A 16,377-nucleotide genomic window follows, 5' to 3' on the forward strand; every position below is an offset into this window, starting at 1 on the left:
GCGATGTCTGCCAGCCAGGCTATTAGCCGGCAGCATCCCAAACCGCGCGAGATTCTAACAGCTTGAAGCCGTTTGCGTTATATCCGGTTCTTCGCTGCTTAGATCCGGTTCTTAAGTGCATATAACAATTCGAGCGCTCGACGCGGGGTCAGGTCGTCGAGGTCCACTTTCGCCAGCTCATCGAGCACTGGATGCGGCAGGCTGGCAAACATGTCGCTCTGCTGCGGAACGACCGGTTTGCCTTTGACGGCAGGCTTGGGCGCTTCATGCGGCAACGCGGTGTCTTCCAGTCGGCTCAGGTGCTCACGGGCACGCACGATCACTTCACTCGGCACGCCGGCCAGTTGCGCCACCGCCAGGCCGTAGCTCTGGCTGGCAGGCCCTGGCAACACATGGTGCAGGAACACGATGCGCTCGTTGTGCTCGGTGGCATTCAGATGCACGTTAGCCACCAACGGCTCGGCTTCCGGCAGCACGGTCAGTTCGAAGTAGTGCGTGGCAAATAGAGTATAGGCACGCAGATGCGCCAGACGCTCGGCGGCGGCCCATGCCAGGGACAGACCATCGAAGGTGCTGGTACCACGGCCGACTTCGTCCATCAGTACCAGGCTGCGTTCGGTGGCGTTGTGCAGGATGTTGGCGGTTTCGCTCATCTCGACCATGAAGGTCGACCGACCGCCGGCCAGGTCATCGCTGGAACCGATCCGGGTGAAGATCCGGTCCACCAGCGACAGTTCGCAACTGGCCGCCGGCACGAAGCTGCCGATATGCGCCAACAGTACGATTAACGCGGTTTGGCGCATGTAGGTGGATTTACCGCCCATGTTCGGGCCGGTGATTACCAGCATCCGGGTGTTGTCATCCAGGCTCAGGTCGTTGGCCACGAACGGCGTAGTCAGCACCTGCTCGACTACCGGGTGACGGCCCTGGGTGATGCGCATGCATGGCTCGCTGACGAAGCGCGGGCAGTTCAGATCAAGGTTCAGCGCACGCTCGGCAAGGTTGCTCAGCACATCCAGCTCGGCCAATGCGCCGGCAGTGTCCTGCAACGGTGGCAACTGGCTGATCAGGTCTTCCAGCAGCGCCTCGTAGAGCATTTTCTCGCGAGCGAGGGCACGGCTCTTGGCCGACAGCGCCTTGTCTTCGAATTCTTTCAGCTCCGGTGTGATGAAGCGTTCGGCGCCCTTCAGGGTCTGGCGACGGATGTAGTCAGCCGGGGCGGATTCCGCCTGCTTGCTCGGCAGTTCGATGAAGTAGCCGTGAATGCGGTTGTAACCGACTTTCAGGTTGGCCAGACCGGTGCGGGCCTTTTCCCGGGCTTCCAGATCGATGAGGAACTGGCCGGCGTTTTCGCTCAGCGATTGCAACTCGTCGAGTTCGCTGTCGTAACCGGTTTTCAGCACGCCGCCGTCGCGGATCACCGCTGGCGGGTTGTCGATGATGGCTTTTTCCAGCAGCGCCGCCAGTTCCGGGTAGGTGCTGGTGGTGGTCGCCAGGCGTTGCATGTGCGGTGCTTCGAGGTCGGTCATTGCCACTTGCAGTTGCGGCAGGGCACCAAGAGCATCGCGCAGGCGAGCGAGGTCACGGGGACGCGCGTTGCGCAGGCCGATCCGCGCCAGAATCCGCTCGATGTCGCCGATTTCCTTGAGCTGCGGCTGCAGCTTTTCGAAGCGGTAGCCGTCGAGCAGGCAAGTGATCGAGGTCTGCCGCGCCAGCAGCACGGTCAGATCGCGCAGCGGACGGTTCAGCCAGCGGGTCAGCAATCGGCTGCCCATTGCGGTCTGGCAGCGATCAACCACCGATTGCAGGGTGTTGTCGCGGCCGCCGGCCAGGTTGGTATCCAGTTCCAGGTTACGGCGGCTCGCACCGTCGAGCACTACGGTGTCGTCCAGACGCTCATGACGCAGGCTGCGCAGATGGGGCAGGGCGGTGCGCTGGGTTTCCTTGGCATAGGCCAGCAGGCAACCGGCGGCGCCGATGGCCAGGGTCAGGGTTTCGCAACCGAAACCTTTGAGATCTTGCGTGGAAAACTGCTGGCAGAGACTTTTCAGCGCCGAATCACGTTCGAAATCCCACGGCGCGCGGCGACGCACGCCCCGGCGTTTTTCCGCCGGCAGGTCTTTCGGCCAGTCGTCCGGAATCAGCAGCTCCACCGGGTTGACCCGCTCCAGCTCCGCCAGCAGGTTTTCCCAGCCCTTGATCTCCAGCACAGTGAAGTTGCCGCTGGTGATGTCCAGCACCGCCAGACCGAACAGACGCTCGTCGCCCAGAACGGCGGCGATCAGGTTGTCGCGGCGTTCATCGAGCAGCGCTTCGTCGCTGACCGTACCCGGGGTGATGATGCGCACCACCTGACGTTCCACCGGGCCCTTGCTGGTGGCCGGATCGCCGACCTGCTCGCAGATCACCACCGACTCGCCGAGCTTGACCAGTTTCGCCAGGTAACCTTCCGCCGCGTGGTACGGAATCCCGCACATCGGAATCGCCTGCCCCGCCGACTGACCACGTGCGGTCAGGGTGATGTCGAGCAACTTGGCAGCCTTCTTCGCGTCTTCATAGAAGATCTCGTAGAAGTCGCCCATGCGATAGAACATCAGCTGATCCGGGTGCTGGTTCTTCAGGCGCCAGTACTGCTGCATCATCGGGGTGTGGGAGGACAGGTCGGAGACGGCTTTATTCATCGGATTGTCAGGTAACTCGTTAAATGATGTAGGGCAAAAGCGAGGGCAACCGCCGGGCTTTTCCGCGATGGGCGCAAGGTTACCATGGGCGGTCGGCTCGACGCAGGCATGACGACCCGCTGACACTTTCTGCGTTTATTTGTGATATATGCACGATTTATGCAAATCAGCATTTGTCTTCGGAAAAAACTTCAAGCACTATGCGCGTTATGCAAAAACGCAACGTATCCTCCGTCTTAAGAGCACTGCTCGACCAGCACGGGATCTCCCCCACGGAGCTCCACCGTCGCACCGGCGTGCCTCAATCAACGCTCTCGCGGATTCTCAGCGGGAAGATCGTCGATCCTTCGGATAAACACATTTCGAAGATTGCCGAATACTTCAATGTGAGCACCGATCAATTGCGTGGCCGCGCCGACGTCGCGACCGCGACCGGTGGCGCGCGCGATGACGTGCATGCGGAACTCAAGGACATAAGCCTGTGGGACGACGATACCCCTGTCGATGACGACGAGGTGTCGGTGCCCTTTCTTCGCGAGGTTGAATTGGCTGCTGGATCAGGAAGATTCGTCATCGAAGAGAGCGAACGCTCTAGCCTGCGCTTCGGCAAACGCAGCCTGCGCCATAACGGTGTGCAGTTCGACCAGGCCAAATGCGTCACAGTGCGCGGTAACAGCATGATGCCGGTGTTGCGTGACGGCGCCACTGTCGGTGTGAATGCGGGCAAGTGCGGGATCGGCGACATCATTGATGGTGATCTGTACGCGATCAACCACAACGGTCAATTGCGCGTGAAGCAACTCTACCGTCTGCCGACCGGTATCCGCCTGCGTAGTTTCAACCGTGATGAGCATCCGGACGAGGACTACAGCTTTCAGGACATGCAGGAAGAGCAGATCGTCATCCTCGGTCACGTCTTCTGGTGGGGCATGTACGCCCGATAGATTTCACCGGTCATAGAAAACCCGCCTCCTGGCGGGTTTTTTTTCGCCTGAACAAAACCCTCGACGCCTTGATTTATGCGGGCTGCATGCGCCCGTGCATTTCTTGCGCATAAATAAATGCATTTATGCATTGACTGTATATGCATCCATGCATATTCTTGCCACCAAGCCGCTCGACAAAGCGGCTGGCAACAACAGCTCTTTAGTTCCACAAGAACAGGCAGCGATGAACCGGCCTCAACGGTTCAGAGGGTTGGCAACTGACCCGGGTGTGCAGCGTAAAGCACCAAGAGCAGTTATCCGGCGGGCAGGGACCGCGGTCGGAAAAACAATTTGAATGGACTCGTACCGCGCCAGTAGCGCCGAAAAGTCAGCTTCCTTCTCGGATACAGGATTTGAAGGAAGGCGAAGGAGCGCATTACTGAAAAGCCCGGCCTCAGCGCCGGGCTTTTTGGAATGCCTACCTGAAGAGACATCGCTTGAACCCAACACACAACACTCATCAACTGGAACCAGGAGGCGTGACATGACAAACGAGCAACAAGCGTTGGCGGACATGCCGATCTGGCTGGTCATCCTCCTCGCCGTGGTGGGCGGGGTGTCCGGCGAAATGTGGCGCGCCGACAAGGAGGGCGCTCGTGGCTGGTCATTGCTGCGGCGTCTGGCCCTGCGCTCCGGCGCCTGCATGATCTGCGGCGTGTCGGCGATCATGCTGCTTTACGCCGCCGGGCTGTCGATCTGGGCGGCCGGCGCCTTCGGTTGCCTCACTGCCATGGCCGGGGCCGATGTGGCCATCGGTCTGTACGAACGCTGGGCCGCCAAGCGCATCGGCGTCTGCGAAGTTCCCCCGCCGCGCGATCCACAGTAACCCTTCACTTTCCTGCCTCGCTGCAACTGATGCGGCGGGGCTGCGCGTGGACAATTGAAAAGGAGGTCATGCATGCCCGCACCGATCCAGCAGCCTTCGCAGCTGTTCACGGCGATGGCGACAACCTTGCGCAACAGCGCCGGCCCGAATCTGCAGGTTGGCAATCACGACGACTTCACAACACCCGGTGCCCAGGCCTGGGCATTGATCGACTTTGATCGCAATGCACAGGGAGTGCGCTCCGCTGATGGGCGCATTGCTCATGTCATGAGGGTGTCGCTGCAAGTCATTCCGGCACTGTCCGCCAGTGCCTTTGCCGCCTGCGATCTGATCGCCGTACTGAAAAACCTGATCACCGACAACCGTTGGGGCCTGCCCGGCGCTCAATGTGATCTGCCGATGAACATTGATGGTTTGCCGTCAGTGCTCACACGCGCCGATCAGCAATACAAGGCATGGACGCTGACCTTCACCCAGACCCTCTATCTCGGTCCGACCTTGCTCGACGACCCGCTCGGCACGCCGAAATTCGCCCGTACCTGGGAAGTCAGCGACATCGACGACCCCGACCAATACACCGCGTTGGAGGCTTGATCGATGTTCGACGCATTACTGCGCATGCAACTGGGGCCGATCATCGAGCGGCTGGCGGAGATGGAAGCGGAGCTCGATGACCTGCATCGCCGCGCCGAGAGTTTCTGTCGCATCGGCGTCTGTCAGACAGTCGATGCTGCGAGCAACACTTGTCAGGTCAGCCACGGTGGACTGCTGACGCCTGCCATCAAGTTCTTCAACCCGAGCGCCGGAGCGCAGAGCGAATCGCGGATTCCGAGCGTGGGCGAACAGTGTCTGCTGTTCAACTACGGCAGCGGTGAAAGCGGCGCACAAAGCGTGGCGTTGTTCGGTTTGAACAGTGACCGCTTTCCACCGACGGCAACGGTACCGACGCTGACGCGCCGGGTGCATGTCGACGGCACTGAAAGCGGCTACGACGACGCCACGCACACCCTGCATTGGCAAAACGGCCCGGCCGCATTCAGTGGCTCTCGCGAATCGCTCGCACTGAGCATCGGCCCGGCGGAACTGACGATGACGCCACAGCTGATCAGCCTGCAACTGGGCGGCGTCGGCCTGATCATCGACGCCTCGGGCGTGCACTTCAGCGGCCCGTTGGTGGATCACCAGGGCCGCGTCATCAGCCCCTGAATCAAGAGCTCCCCATGATCGGAATCGATAGAGACAGCGGGGCCACGGTCGATGACTGGCTGCAGTTTGTGCAGCGCGCGACCCGGGCTCTGACTACGCCGCTGGGCACCCGGCAAAAAAGGCCCCTTTATGGCTCGCTGATCCCCACGCTGCTGGGGCAGAACCTCGGTGATGACGTTCTGCTCTTGGCCCAGAGCCATGCGGCTCAGGCGTTCTACAACACGCAGAACGGGATCAGTGATTTTCAGCCGAGCGTGATCGTCGCCAGCCGTCACGGCGCCGGCCTGCTGCTGCGTTTCGCCGGCACTTGGAAAAACCGTCAACAGACATTCGAGGTCGTGACATGAGCATGTTGATCCCCGGCCAGAACCAATTGGCCGAACCGGCGCTGATCACTGTCGACGCCTTCGAAGACTTGCTCGCCGAGTTCAAAACTTTCGTCGTCGAGTACGTTGGCGCCCGAGCGCCGGACAGCGCGGCGAAACTCAAGACCAGCCTGGAAAACGAGAGCGAATTGCTGACCCTGGCGCTCGAAGCTTTTTGCGTGCGCCTGCAAACCCACGAACGCAAATACAACGCCCGCATCAAGCAGATGCTGGCGTGGTGGGCCACTGGCAGCAACCTCGACGCACGCCTGGCGGACATGGGGCTGGAGCGACAGTTGCTCGATGCGGGTGACCCGGCAGCCTTCCCGCCAGTACCACCGATTTATGAAAGCGACGACGACGCCCGGTTGCGCTACTACCTGGCACCGCACGCCCCGGCAGCGGGCTCGCGAATGCAGTATCGCCGCGAGGTATTCACCCTCGGTGAACGGCCAACGGTGAAGGTCGAATCCAGCGATGGCGGTGTGGTGAACGTCACCTACACCTTCAACCCGGACGGCTTGGCGGCACAGGTCAAGGACGGCAATGGTCGGCGCACTGCGCCGGGCGAAGTGCAGGTCACGGTGTTGTCGCGAGACGGCGATGGCACGCCATCCGCCGCATTGCTCGATGGCGTGCGTCAGCACTTCGCCCGCCCTGATGTGCGACCGGAAACCGACCTGGTCACGGTCAAGGCTGCGGACATTCAACGCTACAAAATCCGTGTCGTGGCGAAGATCAATTCCGGCCCCGATTCGGGCCTGACCAAAGTCGCCGCGCAGCAACAATTGCAGGCCTACGCCGACAGTTGCCATCGCCTGGAAGGTCGGGTCGACCCGAGCTGGATCGACTACACGCTGCACAGCGCTGGTGCCGTGCAACTGCAGATTCTTGAACCGCTGGAGCCGATCATCACCAGCGCCTTCGAGGCGCCCTACTGCACGGCAGTCGAGGTCGAGGTGCTGACGCTATGAGTGAGCCAACGCATAGCCCGACGTTGCTGCCGTCCAACAGCTCTCCACTCGAACGTGGACTGGATCTGGGCTTCGGCGCACTGCTTGATCGCATCGCGCCGCCGTTTCCCGAGCTGATGAATCCGAGCGAAACGCCGGTCGCATTCCTGCCGTATCTGGCAGCGGATCGCGGTGTCGCCGAATGGAGCACCAGCGCACCGGAAGCGGAAAAGCGCCTGACCGTCGAACTGGCCTGGCCCACCGCGCGGCAGGCCGGCACTCGCAAGGCGTTGGAAAACGCAGCCAAGGGTTTGCAACTGCGCCCGGAAGTTCGCGCCTGGTACGAACAGACGCCTCCCGGCGTGCCTTACAGCTTCAGGGTGCGCGCTTTCAGCGATCAACCTTACAGCGCAGAAATCGACGCCCGTCTCGACCGACGCCTGGCGGATGCCAAGAGCGAACGGGACATCCTTTCGGTGACGGTTGGCTTGAGCGCGTTCGGCAGTCATTGCATCGCCGCTGCGACTTTCTGCGGTGAGTTGACGACGGTTTATCCGGTGTTCATCGAAGGGCTCGAAACCTCTGGCGAGGCGTTCATTTCCGCCGCGATGTACACCGTCGAAACATCCACTATTTATCCTCAGGGGGCCTGAATGGCTGACTATTACACCCTGCTCACCAACGCAGGGATTGCCTACGAAACGGCGTGCAAGGCTGCGGGCGTACCGATCAAGTTGACGCAGATTTCTGTCGGCGATGGCGGCGGCTCCGTCTACAACCCGGCTGCTACGGCCACGGCGCTGAAACGCGAAGTCTGGCGCGGGCCGCTCAATGCGCTGTTCCAGGACGAGAAGAACCCGAGCTGGCTACTCGCTGAAGTCACCATTCCGCCGGATGTTGGCGGTTGGTATGTGCGTGAGGCAGGGCTGTGGACTGATAGCGGGATTCTCTACGCCATCGTCAAATACCCGGAGTCGTTCAAACCGGTGCTGGCGACTTCGGGCTCGGGCAAAGAGTTCTACATTCGCTCGATTTTCGAGACCAGCAATGCGTCGCTGGTGACGTTGTTGATTGATGACACGGTGGTCAAAGCCACACGTGCGTGGGTGACAGGGTATGTGGCGGATGAGCTGGCGAAGCTTGATTCCAAGCAGTCTGTACGTGTTGCCACTACGAGCAATATCGCGCTGAAAGCTTCACAAACTATTGATGGTGTTGCAGTCGTTGCGGGAGACAGGGTGCTGGTTAAAAACCAGACATCATCGAAAGACAATGGACTGTACGTTGTTGCAAATGAATTCTGGGTTCGCACCAAAGATGCCGACTCGGATCTCAAAGTAACGCCAGGTCTTACCGTATCTATTGAGCAAGGCACCACTCAAGCCGACACGATCTGGCAGCTTGTTACCGATGCCCCTGTGCTCCTCGGCACCACTGCTTTGGTGTTTCAAAACATCACTTTCGGCTTTGCACCGCTGAGTTCTCCGGTGTTCTCCGGTATCCCGACAGCGCCCACGGCCAACGTTTTTAGTAATGATGATGTTCTGGCAACTACTAAATTTGTTCAGCGTGCGCTGGGTAGTTACGCCGGCCAGACAAACTATGAAGCAAACACCCAGTTGACTGTTGCCGACGTCGGGAAACTATCGATCTTCACCGCACCTGGTTTGACGGCGACACTTCCAGCCTGGGACAGCGTTCCTCCCGGGGGATTGGTTCATCTGACAAGCACTGGAGGGGTAACTGTCAAGACTCGGGCGGGGGAAACGTTTGGAGCAGTCAATACCACCAACTTGACCAGTGTTGTGCTTCAACCTGGCAATTTTGCAGTTTTCCGGCGTTTGTTGCTGGGTCCCGGCTGGAGTCTGGACTCGGGTGATACTGCGTTGAAATATTCGCCGATGTTTGCCACCAACGGGGCAGTAACCGGATATATGAAACACCCGGGTGGAGCAATTGAGCAATGGGGGATCGGAACGACCGATGCTGAGGGCTATGTTTACATCACCTATCCATTGGCGTTCCCTACGGCCATGCGCTCAATCAGTTGTCTTCATATGGGTTCCATGGGATTGATGAGCTGTGTTGTTTACAACTCTATCCAGAAGACCGGATGTACTCTTCGAGTTCAAAACGGCAGTAACGGGACTCTGGCCACTTGGGCAGTTTACTGGCGAGCAATAGGGGTTTGAGCATGACAGAGATTATTTTATTTAGCCCCAGCACATGCGGTGCTTACCTTCCTGACGTCCACGAACTCGATATTCCAGACGATGTGGTACCCGTATTCCTGCGTAATTGGGAGGCGCTGCTGAACGAGTTGGCAACAACACCAAAAAAAATCGGAGCGGGACCTGATGGTCAGCCAATTCTGGTCGAGCCTCCGCCGTTTGACAGAGCGACTTTGCAGTCCATAGGCCTCGAATGGCGCAACGCGCAGTTGGCATCAACCGATACTCTTGTTGCAAGGCATCGAGACGAATTGGAAGGAAGCGGCCTTACTACGCTAACTGCTGTGCAGTACTCCGATTTACAAATGTATCGGCAGCAGCTACGTCAGTGGCCGCAGAGGGAGGAATTTCCTTCGATTCAATATCGCCCCCAATTGCCTGATTGGTTGAGTGAAAGGACCTGATAGACGCCCCGCACCCCGGGGCGTTTTCTTTCCCGCAAAAAACAATTCAACACCCGCCAAAGCCCCTCCCCACGAGGGGCTTTCCCGTTTATGGAGAAACGAAAAATGGCAACCCGCCAAACCTACACCGTGCTCGTCCCATTCCCCACCGGCGGTGGGCACTGGTCGAGCGTCGGTCAAGACCTTGATCTGCTCGACGTCGAGGCCAGTGCGCTGCACAGCGCCGGTCGACTGGAACTGAAAACACCCTCCACCCAGGCCAAAAAGGCCGCTGCCAAGAAGGCTGACTAAACATGGCTGAGGTTTTGAACTTCGAGCACAACGGCATTACCGTCAATGCCACTGAATCCCCCGAGGCCATGGGTGGCCTGGGTGACAACGTCATCGGTCTGGTCGGCACCGCGCCGAAGGCTGATCCGCTGATTCCGCGTAACGCGCCGTTCCGCATCAACAGCTTCACCACTCACGCGCTGCTGGATCCGACCGGTTCGGAAGAGGGCACGCTGTACCACGCGGTTTACCAGATCCTCAAAGTGGTCAAGGTGCCGGTGTACGTGGTGATCGTCGAGGCGGGTGCGACCCCGGCCGACACTGTCAACGCGGTGATCGGCGGTGTTGAGCCAGCCACCGGCCGCAAACTCGGCCTGGCCGCACTGGGCAGCGTCCCGGAAGACCTGACCATCATCGGCGCGCCGGGCTTCACCGGCACCAAAGCGGTGGCCAGCGAGTTCGCCTCGTTCGGCAAGCGCATCAAGGCCCGTGTGGTACTGGACGGCAAGGACGCTTCGGTCGCTGATCAAGTGACTTACAGCCAGGAACTCGGCGGCGCTGATCTCGGTTTCGACCGTTGCCTGGTGGTGCACAACATGCCGGCGGTGTACTCGAAAGCGGCGAAGAAAAATGTGTTCCTCGCACCGTCCAGCCTGGCGATCGCCGCGCTGGCCAAGGTCAAGCAGTGGGAGAGCCCGGGCAACCAGGTGACCTACGCCGAAGACGTGTCCCGTGTTGTTGAGTACAACATTCTTGACACTTCCACCGAAGGCGATCTGCTCAACCGCTACGGCGTCAGCTATTACGCCCGCACCGTGCTCGGCGGCTTCTCGCTGCTCGGTAACCGCTCGATCACCGGCAAGTTCATCAGCTACGTCGGCCTCGAAGATGCGATCAGCCGCAAGCTGGTCAAGGCCGGCCAGAAAGCCATGGCCAAGAACCTGACCAAGTCGTTCATGGATCAGGAGGTCAAGCGCATCAACGACTGGCTGCAGACCCTGGTCGCCGACGAAACCATTCCTGGCGGCAGCGTGTACCTGCATCCGGAACTCAACAGCGTCGAGAAGTACAAGAACGGCACTTGGTACGTGGTCATCGACTACGGCCGCTACGCGCCGAACGAACACATGGTTTATCAACTCAACGCCCGCGATGAAATCATCGAGCAGTTCCTGGAGGACGTTCTCTAATGTTTACCAACCGCGTAAGACAGGCCATCGCGGCCACACTGCAAGGCCTGCCGTTGTCGGCGACTGTTGAAGAATTTACTCCGCCGAAGATCGAATTCGACGTGGAAGAAATGCGTGGCGGTCGTTTCATCGTCGAAGAAATGGCCAGGGGCGGCAAAGCGCTCAACGCCAAGCTGACCCTGCAAGGCCTGGGTGCCGAAGTCATGCTCGCACTGGGCGTGAAGCTGGGCGACGACATCCTGCTGAACGTGCGTGAGGCTGGTCAGGATCAGGACGGCAACACCTGGTTCACCTATCACACCGTCGGCGGCAAGCTGAAATCTCTTGAAGAAACCGCAGTGAAAATGGGCGAAAAACCCAAGACCAATCTGGAGCTGTCCTGCCGCACCTACAACCGCCTGGAAAACGGCGTACCGGTGATCGACATCGACGTGCGCACCCAGAAGTTCGTGCTCAACGGCGTCGACATCCTTGGTGATGCGCGCCGTGCGGTGCTGATGCCGTAACCCTCGGCATACCATAAACCCTGTAGGAGTGAGCCTGCTCGCGATGAGTTCAGCACATGCAACATCAATGTGTCTGAAAGATCGCTATCGCGAGCAGGCTCACTCCTACAAGGGAATAGCGACACCCCCTAAAAAAGAATCACCAAGGAATTCATACATGTCGTGGATGCCACCCAAACATGACCTGTTGTCGCCGATCACCGGTGACGACGGCGCGCAGATCGAACAGATCCAGCTCAAGCCGCTGTTCTACGCCGCGCAGAAAGAAGCGCTGGAACGCGCCGGCGATGATGAAGACGATCAGTTCTTCGAACTGGCGCTGCTCGCCACCGGCCTGTCGGTCAAGGAACTCGACCAGCTCAAACGCCCGGACTATGTGAGCATCGCCCAGTACGTGCACGAGATGTCGACCCGTCCGGCGTCGTACTTTCTGGAGCAGGTCGAGGATGCAGAAAAGTCTGCCGATCCTGACGAAGTGCAACTGCTGCAACCGCTCGCCGTGACTGGCCGCACCGTGACCTCGCTGTCGCTGGAAATGCCGGCACTGCGCGCGACCAAAGTGATGAAGAAACTGAAAACGGCCAAGGAACGCGCCGAATTCATCACCGCCCATTGCACCGGCCTGATGATCCCCGATCTGGCCCAGCTAAGCGTCCCGGACTGGACCCAATTGCAGGTGCGCATCGACGATTTTTTAAACCAGCCGGCGGCCTACTTTCGGAACGCGACATCGAAGTAATCCTCGATATCGTCCCGCTCATTTACCCGGTAAGTGAAGCGGAGATTCTGGAATGGGACGCCGAAAAGGCGTTGCGCCGCTACGACATAGCGATCACTCGCCTTGGCGTGAAACAGGAGTAGAGCGGCATGGCAGAGAGTAAAAACGCGCTCATGTACGCCGGTGAGAGCACGAGTTCCGCGAGCCGCAATATCGGCTTGACCACTGCAGCAACGAGCACGACGACAGCAGGCCTGGATCGGGATAAGGTCGCCGACCTGAGGCAAACGTTGAGCACGGCAAGTGAGCGAATCGTTTCGCTCACTGCAGCCATCGATTCGCTGATCCTCACCTTGGCGACCCAACGTTCTTTGTCGAAGAGCGCGGTCAATGGCGACGGCGGATCTTCCGCGCAGAAGGCTACAGACAAGGTAGCCGGCGCCGCCCCTCCCGAGTTGCTCAAAGCCGCTGTCGCGATGGACACAGCCGCTGCGAACCTGAGCGAAGTCGCTCGACTGACTCCGGTTCAGGGCAAGGAAATGGCTCAGGCAAGCCTGATCACGGCCAGTGCGCCGTTAGTGGCTGCCGGAGGAACCACCGGGGTTGAATTGGTCAATGCCGCGGCGTTGGGTGCCAAGGCGGGGATTGGCATCGACTTGCCCAATGCCTCGGACAAGCAGTTCGAACTGCTGAAATTTGCCGATGACGCTGCGCTCACCGCGTCAGCATTCAAGGTGCCTGCGCTACAAGTTGCCGAGATGATGGCGGCCTGGCGTACCTCGATGAAACTGACCCGTGATCAGGCCATCGATCTGGCAGATGCGGCTCACCACTTGGGCAAGATGCCCGGAGATGTAAACGCGGCAGACATCGGCTCGGTGTTGCAGCGTTCCGGCGACGCGGCGATTGCTGCGGGGTTGCAACCCGAGCAAGCCGCAGCGCTGTCGGCAGCCTTGCTGAACACCGGAACGAAAGAAGGTGAAGCAAGCGTCGCATTGAAGAGTATTTCCACAGCCTTGAGCAAGGGAGACCAGGTCTCTGTCGCCGAACAGGGAGCGTGGAAACAACTGGGATTCGATCCCAAGGCCGTGTCTGCGGCGATGCGTGATCCGAACAAGGACAATGCACAAGGCGCGTTGCTGACAGTGTTGGCCGCATTGAACGCCAGACCGCCAGAACAACGCGCAGTATTGGCCAGGACGTTGTTCTCCGATGGCGGTGATGCTGCGCAGAAACTCTCGCAAAACCTCGGTGAGGTTAATGAGACGTTCTGGCAGGTCAAGGACAAGCAGCGATACGCAACGTCGGAGCTGGGCGAGAAGGGGTCGGTAAAACAGGCTGCCCTGGCGCTTTCCGGTACTCAGCAAGGACAGCTGAATATTCTGAATGCCCGTAGCGAACGATTGGCCGTCGCCAAAGGCAACGCGTTGGCGCCCTCCAGCGATTCGCTGGCCTCTGCCGGGGTCGACAAGCTCAGTGAACTGACTGAAACCTATCCGAAAACTGCTGGCGTGGTGTTGACGGTGAGCGCGTTTCTCAAACCGTTGTTCGATCAAGCGCTCGATGCCATTGGCAGCGATATCAAAGACCGGGTTGGCAAGAAAGTCGTGGATAAGGGCCTGTCCGTTTTCACCGGTGCCGCCACCGGCACAGCGGGGGCCGCCGCTGCTGGCAGCGGTTTGAAGATCCTCGAGCAAACTTCGCGGGTGCGGGCCCCGCTCCTGGAGTCGACCACCGCTGCCATGCGCCCTCTGTCACGCGCAATGCCCTGGCCTGTAAAAACCGTCACTGCCCTCGCAGGCCTGGCGGCCGGGGTGGCCACTGGTGACGAAACCCAGATAGCTAAAAGCGTCGGCGCAGCGGGCGGTGGAATGGCCGGCGCTCTTGCAGGCTCTGCCTTCGGCGCGTCACTCGGAGCCGTGGGTGGCCCACCCGGCATGGCCATAGGTGGCGTTCTCGGTGGATTGCTTGGCGGTTGGCTGGGCAGTGAGGGCGGTTCCCTTCTGGGTGAAAAACTCGGCAGTACCCCACCGGACAAACTCGCAGCACCGGCTCAGGTCAGTCAGGCGTTGGCCAGCGCCCAGGCGCCCACGGTGCCAGCCCCCTACGCGCCCACCGTTCAGGTGTATTGCAGCGACCCGGGCAGTGTGGAAAAGATTGGTCAGTTGGTCGACTTTCACCTGAGATCTCAATTCAGCAACGAATTCATTCCACTGATGAACACCAACAGCCTCGCCACTCGCCGTGACGCAGCCCTCACCGATGGAGTCGCCTGATGAAACAACAAATGGCGCTGGGCAGTTTCATCTTCGGCCTGTCGCGTAACTTCGCCTACAGCACGCTGGCGCGAAAGTCCGACGGTGGCTGGAGTGACATCCAGATCCTGACCAGCAAACCGAAGTCCAGTCAGACCGGGCAGAAAGCGGAATCGCTGACCATCAGCGGCACCTCGATGTATGCCGTGGCCATGGACCGGCTCGATGAATTACGCGCACTTCAGGCACAGCGGGTGCCGCTGCCGTTGATTGACGGTATCGGGCGCAACTGGGGCCTGTGGCGGATCAACAGCATCGACGAAAACCAGAGCGAGGTCATCGATGACGGCACCGCGATGGTGATCAAGTGGGTGGTCGGGTTAACGGAGTTCAACAATGCGTAAGGTACGAAGCGTGGCCGGTGATTCAGTGAATCTGCTGCTCTACCGCGAAACCGGGCGCAGTGATGGCGCCGCCGAAGAGGCCCTGTGGAAACTCAACCCGACCCTGGCCGAACACGGCCCGATCCTGCCCGCGGGCGTCTGGGTCACGTTGCCGGAACTCGACTTGAAACCGGCCACGATCAAACCGCTCACGGCCTGGGATTAAGGAGGTTGCATGGCACTGGGTTTCACCCCGGCGGTAAGACTCTACGGGGCCCATTCGGCCCTGCTCAATCAACGCCTGATCAGTTGGGAACACATCGATGCAGCCGGTTTCGAGTCCGATCAGCTTACGTTGACGATCGATCTGGAAGGCCTCGAAGGGCTGCCGGATCTGGGCGGGAAAATCGGCCTTGAGGTCGGTTATCTGGAGTCGGGAATGGTCGACAAGGGCCAGTTCAAAGTGACGCGCCTGACGCCGACGCTGTTCCCGTTTCGCCTGACTCTGGTGGCCACGGCGGCGCCGTTCAGCAAGGATGATGAGACGGGCTTCAAGCAACGTCGCACGGCCAGTCATGGCCCGACCACCTTGGGTGCGCTGTTTCGCAAACTGGTGTCGAGCCATGGTTTTTCGCCGCGCGTTGCGCCCGAGGTGTCGATGATCAGAATCGAGCACGTCGACCAGTCCAACGAAACCGACATGAGCTTTCTGACGCGCCTGGCGAAAAAGTACAACGCGGTGACCAAACCCTACAACGACGTTTACGTGCTGGCCCGTCCCGGCCAGACCAAATCATTGTCGGGTCAGGTGCTGGCGGACGTGACCTTGTCGGTCACCAGCAACAACCGTCCCGGCGATCACGCGTTCGTCAGCGCCACGCTGGAGGAGTCTGCCCGCGAGCAGACCAAGGGTTGCAAGACCTGTTTCTGGGATGGCGCCGCGGGTGTGTTGCGCTGGGTTGAAACGGGGCTTGCGCCGTTCAAGACCCTCCGCCAGAAGCAACCCAGCGAAGCCGATGCGATCGCCGTCGGCGAAGGCGAAGTGCGCAAGATGCTCCGGCAGAAGTACAAAGTGAAAATCACCTGTCCCGGTGATCCACGGTTGGCGGCCGAGGGCCTGGTGCTGCTCGATGAGACCTGGCCGGACTTCATGCGCGGGCGCTGGTCGATCGACAAGGTCACCGCCAGTGGCAATCGCGAGAACAGCTATCGCTGCGTGATCGATGCCAGCGGCCTTGATCCCAAGGCTGAAGCCAAGGACTGATTTCACACCCACGAGTCCCCTGTAGGAGTGAGCCTGCTCGCGATAGCGGTGTGTCAGGCACATTGATTGTGAATGTGGCACCGCCATCGCGAGCAGGCTCACTCCTACAGTGGATTCGCGGTGTTTTCTGCAACTCATT

18 protein-coding genes and 1 pseudogene are annotated in these 16,377 nt (G+C 59.9%); 18 read left to right on the forward strand and 1 reads right to left on the reverse strand.

The window, feature by feature from the left end; genetic code table 11:
* Positions 1–98: 98 nt before the first annotated feature.
* Entirely contained in the window at positions 99–2,681 is a 2,583-nt protein-coding gene (gene mutS, locus ACS4NR_RS00200; protein WP_456018818.1) for a DNA mismatch repair protein MutS, read from the reverse strand.
* A gap of 200 nt (positions 2,682–2,881) precedes the next feature.
* Between mutS and ACS4NR_RS00205 the strand changes: the two genes are divergently transcribed.
* The 18 genes and pseudogenes from ACS4NR_RS00205 (at position 2,882) to ACS4NR_RS00290 (ending at position 16,238) form a co-directional block, all read left to right on the forward strand.
* Positions 2,882–3,625: a LexA family transcriptional regulator gene (locus ACS4NR_RS00205; protein WP_095138375.1), complete on the forward strand. Its 744-nt coding sequence runs from the start codon at positions 2,882–2,884 to the stop codon at positions 3,623–3,625.
* Positions 3,626–4,151: 526 nt separating this feature from the next.
* On the forward strand, positions 4,152–4,493 hold the full coding sequence (locus ACS4NR_RS00210) for a phage holin family protein (protein WP_003222183.1): 342 nt from the start codon (positions 4,152–4,154) through the stop codon (positions 4,491–4,493).
* 72 nt (positions 4,494–4,565) lie between these two features.
* On the forward strand, positions 4,566–5,087 hold the full coding sequence (locus ACS4NR_RS00215) for a hypothetical protein (protein ID WP_456018819.1): 522 nt from the start codon (positions 4,566–4,568) through the stop codon (positions 5,085–5,087).
* A 3-nt stretch (positions 5,088–5,090) separates the two neighbouring features.
* A complete protein-coding gene (locus tag ACS4NR_RS00220) occupies positions 5,091–5,699 on the forward strand; it encodes a phage baseplate assembly protein V (RefSeq protein ID WP_456018820.1) in 609 nt (202 codons plus the stop codon).
* Between the two features lie 14 nt (positions 5,700–5,713).
* On the forward strand, positions 5,714–6,046 hold the full coding sequence (locus ACS4NR_RS00225) for a phage baseplate protein (RefSeq protein ID WP_047601262.1): 333 nt from the start codon (positions 5,714–5,716) through the stop codon (positions 6,044–6,046).
* Positions 6,043–7,038, forward strand: coding sequence for a baseplate J/gp47 family protein (locus tag ACS4NR_RS00230; protein WP_456018821.1), 996 nt, complete (start codon positions 6,043–6,045; stop codon positions 7,036–7,038). Before ACS4NR_RS00225 ends, ACS4NR_RS00230 begins: the two co-directional genes overlap by 4 nt.
* On the forward strand, positions 7,035–7,670 hold the full coding sequence (locus tag ACS4NR_RS00235; protein ID WP_456018822.1) for a phage tail protein I: 636 nt from the start codon (positions 7,035–7,037) through the stop codon (positions 7,668–7,670). The genes ACS4NR_RS00230 and ACS4NR_RS00235 overlap by 4 nt, the downstream gene beginning before the upstream one ends.
* Positions 7,671–8,468: pseudogene (locus ACS4NR_RS00240) on the forward strand (phage tail protein); the annotation flags it as partial.
* Between the two features lie 483 nt (positions 8,469–8,951).
* A complete protein-coding gene (locus ACS4NR_RS00245; RefSeq protein ID WP_456020416.1) occupies positions 8,952–9,209 on the forward strand; it encodes a gp53-like domain-containing protein in 258 nt (85 codons plus the stop codon).
* A 2-nt stretch (positions 9,210–9,211) separates the two neighbouring features.
* The gene (locus tag ACS4NR_RS00250) at positions 9,212–9,652 is read left to right on the forward strand and encodes a phage tail assembly chaperone (protein ID WP_047601258.1); all 441 of its coding nucleotides are present in this window, start codon (positions 9,212–9,214) and stop codon (positions 9,650–9,652) included.
* A gap of 105 nt (positions 9,653–9,757) precedes the next feature.
* The gene (locus ACS4NR_RS00255) at positions 9,758–9,943 is read left to right on the forward strand and encodes a hypothetical protein (protein ID WP_007964321.1); all 186 of its coding nucleotides are present in this window, start codon (positions 9,758–9,760) and stop codon (positions 9,941–9,943) included.
* A 2-nt stretch (positions 9,944–9,945) separates the two neighbouring features.
* Positions 9,946–11,112 carry a phage tail sheath protein gene (locus ACS4NR_RS00260; protein WP_095188864.1) on the forward strand — a complete coding sequence of 389 codons (1,167 nt, stop codon included), beginning with the start codon at positions 9,946–9,948 and terminating at the stop codon, positions 11,110–11,112.
* Positions 11,112–11,618, forward strand: a complete 507-nt coding sequence (locus ACS4NR_RS00265) for a phage major tail tube protein (protein WP_456018823.1) — start codon at positions 11,112–11,114, stop codon at positions 11,616–11,618. Before ACS4NR_RS00260 ends, ACS4NR_RS00265 begins: the two co-directional genes overlap by 1 nt.
* 157 nt (positions 11,619–11,775) lie before the next feature.
* Positions 11,776–12,357, forward strand: coding sequence for a phage tail assembly protein (locus tag ACS4NR_RS00270; RefSeq protein ID WP_150370378.1), 582 nt, complete (start codon positions 11,776–11,778; stop codon positions 12,355–12,357).
* 269 nt (positions 12,358–12,626) lie between these two features.
* Positions 12,627–14,612 (forward strand): phage tail tape measure protein, encoded by a 1,986-nt coding sequence (locus ACS4NR_RS00275; RefSeq protein ID WP_456018824.1) that lies wholly within the window; start codon positions 12,627–12,629, stop codon positions 14,610–14,612.
* Positions 14,612–14,995, forward strand: a complete 384-nt coding sequence (locus ACS4NR_RS00280) for a phage tail protein (protein WP_047601251.1) — start codon at positions 14,612–14,614, stop codon at positions 14,993–14,995. Before ACS4NR_RS00275 ends, ACS4NR_RS00280 begins: the two co-directional genes overlap by 1 nt.
* On the forward strand, positions 14,988–15,200 hold the full coding sequence (locus tag ACS4NR_RS00285) for a tail protein X (protein WP_456018825.1): 213 nt from the start codon (positions 14,988–14,990) through the stop codon (positions 15,198–15,200). Before ACS4NR_RS00280 ends, ACS4NR_RS00285 begins: the two co-directional genes overlap by 8 nt.
* A gap of 9 nt (positions 15,201–15,209) precedes the next feature.
* Complete coding sequence (locus tag ACS4NR_RS00290) at positions 15,210–16,238, forward strand: phage late control D family protein (protein WP_456018826.1); 1,029 nt, start codon at positions 15,210–15,212, stop codon at positions 16,236–16,238.
* The last annotated feature ends 139 nt before the right edge of the window (positions 16,239–16,377 follow it).

The organism is Pseudomonas sp. JQ36 (assembly GCF_053851495.1).

What these genes read in the sequence shown, in the direction of transcription:
- ACS4NR_RS00290 (WP_456018826.1), top strand. Translation starts at nt 15,210, where the DNA reads ATGGCACTGGGTTTCACCCCGGCGGTAAGACTCTACGGGGCCCATTCG.
- ACS4NR_RS00245 (WP_456020416.1), top strand. Translation starts at nt 8,952, where the DNA reads ATGAAACACCCGGGTGGAGCAATTGAGCAATGGGGGATCGGAACGACC.
- ACS4NR_RS00205 (WP_095138375.1), top strand. Translation starts at nt 2,882, where the DNA reads ATGCGCGTTATGCAAAAACGCAACGTATCCTCCGTCTTAAGAGCACTG.
- ACS4NR_RS00270 (WP_150370378.1), top strand. Translation starts at nt 11,776, where the DNA reads ATGTCGTGGATGCCACCCAAACATGACCTGTTGTCGCCGATCACCGGT.
- ACS4NR_RS00210 (WP_003222183.1), top strand. Translation starts at nt 4,152, where the DNA reads ATGACAAACGAGCAACAAGCGTTGGCGGACATGCCGATCTGGCTGGTC.
- ACS4NR_RS00285 (WP_456018825.1), top strand. Translation starts at nt 14,988, where the DNA reads ATGCGTAAGGTACGAAGCGTGGCCGGTGATTCAGTGAATCTGCTGCTC.
- ACS4NR_RS00225 (WP_047601262.1), top strand. Translation starts at nt 5,714, where the DNA reads ATGATCGGAATCGATAGAGACAGCGGGGCCACGGTCGATGACTGGCTG.
- ACS4NR_RS00230 (WP_456018821.1), top strand. Translation starts at nt 6,043, where the DNA reads ATGAGCATGTTGATCCCCGGCCAGAACCAATTGGCCGAACCGGCGCTG.
- ACS4NR_RS00255 (WP_007964321.1), top strand. Translation starts at nt 9,758, where the DNA reads ATGGCAACCCGCCAAACCTACACCGTGCTCGTCCCATTCCCCACCGGC.
- ACS4NR_RS00260 (WP_095188864.1), top strand. Translation starts at nt 9,946, where the DNA reads ATGGCTGAGGTTTTGAACTTCGAGCACAACGGCATTACCGTCAATGCC.
- mutS (WP_456018818.1), bottom strand. Translation starts at nt 2,681, where the DNA reads ATGAATAAAGCCGTCTCCGACCTGTCCTCCCACACCCCGATGATGCAG.
- ACS4NR_RS00265 (WP_456018823.1), top strand. Translation starts at nt 11,112, where the DNA reads ATGTTTACCAACCGCGTAAGACAGGCCATCGCGGCCACACTGCAAGGC.
- ACS4NR_RS00250 (WP_047601258.1), top strand. Translation starts at nt 9,212, where the DNA reads ATGACAGAGATTATTTTATTTAGCCCCAGCACATGCGGTGCTTACCTT.
- ACS4NR_RS00215 (WP_456018819.1), top strand. Translation starts at nt 4,566, where the DNA reads ATGCCCGCACCGATCCAGCAGCCTTCGCAGCTGTTCACGGCGATGGCG.
- ACS4NR_RS00235 (WP_456018822.1), top strand. Translation starts at nt 7,035, where the DNA reads ATGAGTGAGCCAACGCATAGCCCGACGTTGCTGCCGTCCAACAGCTCT.
- ACS4NR_RS00280 (WP_047601251.1), top strand. Translation starts at nt 14,612, where the DNA reads ATGAAACAACAAATGGCGCTGGGCAGTTTCATCTTCGGCCTGTCGCGT.
- ACS4NR_RS00220 (WP_456018820.1), top strand. Translation starts at nt 5,091, where the DNA reads ATGTTCGACGCATTACTGCGCATGCAACTGGGGCCGATCATCGAGCGG.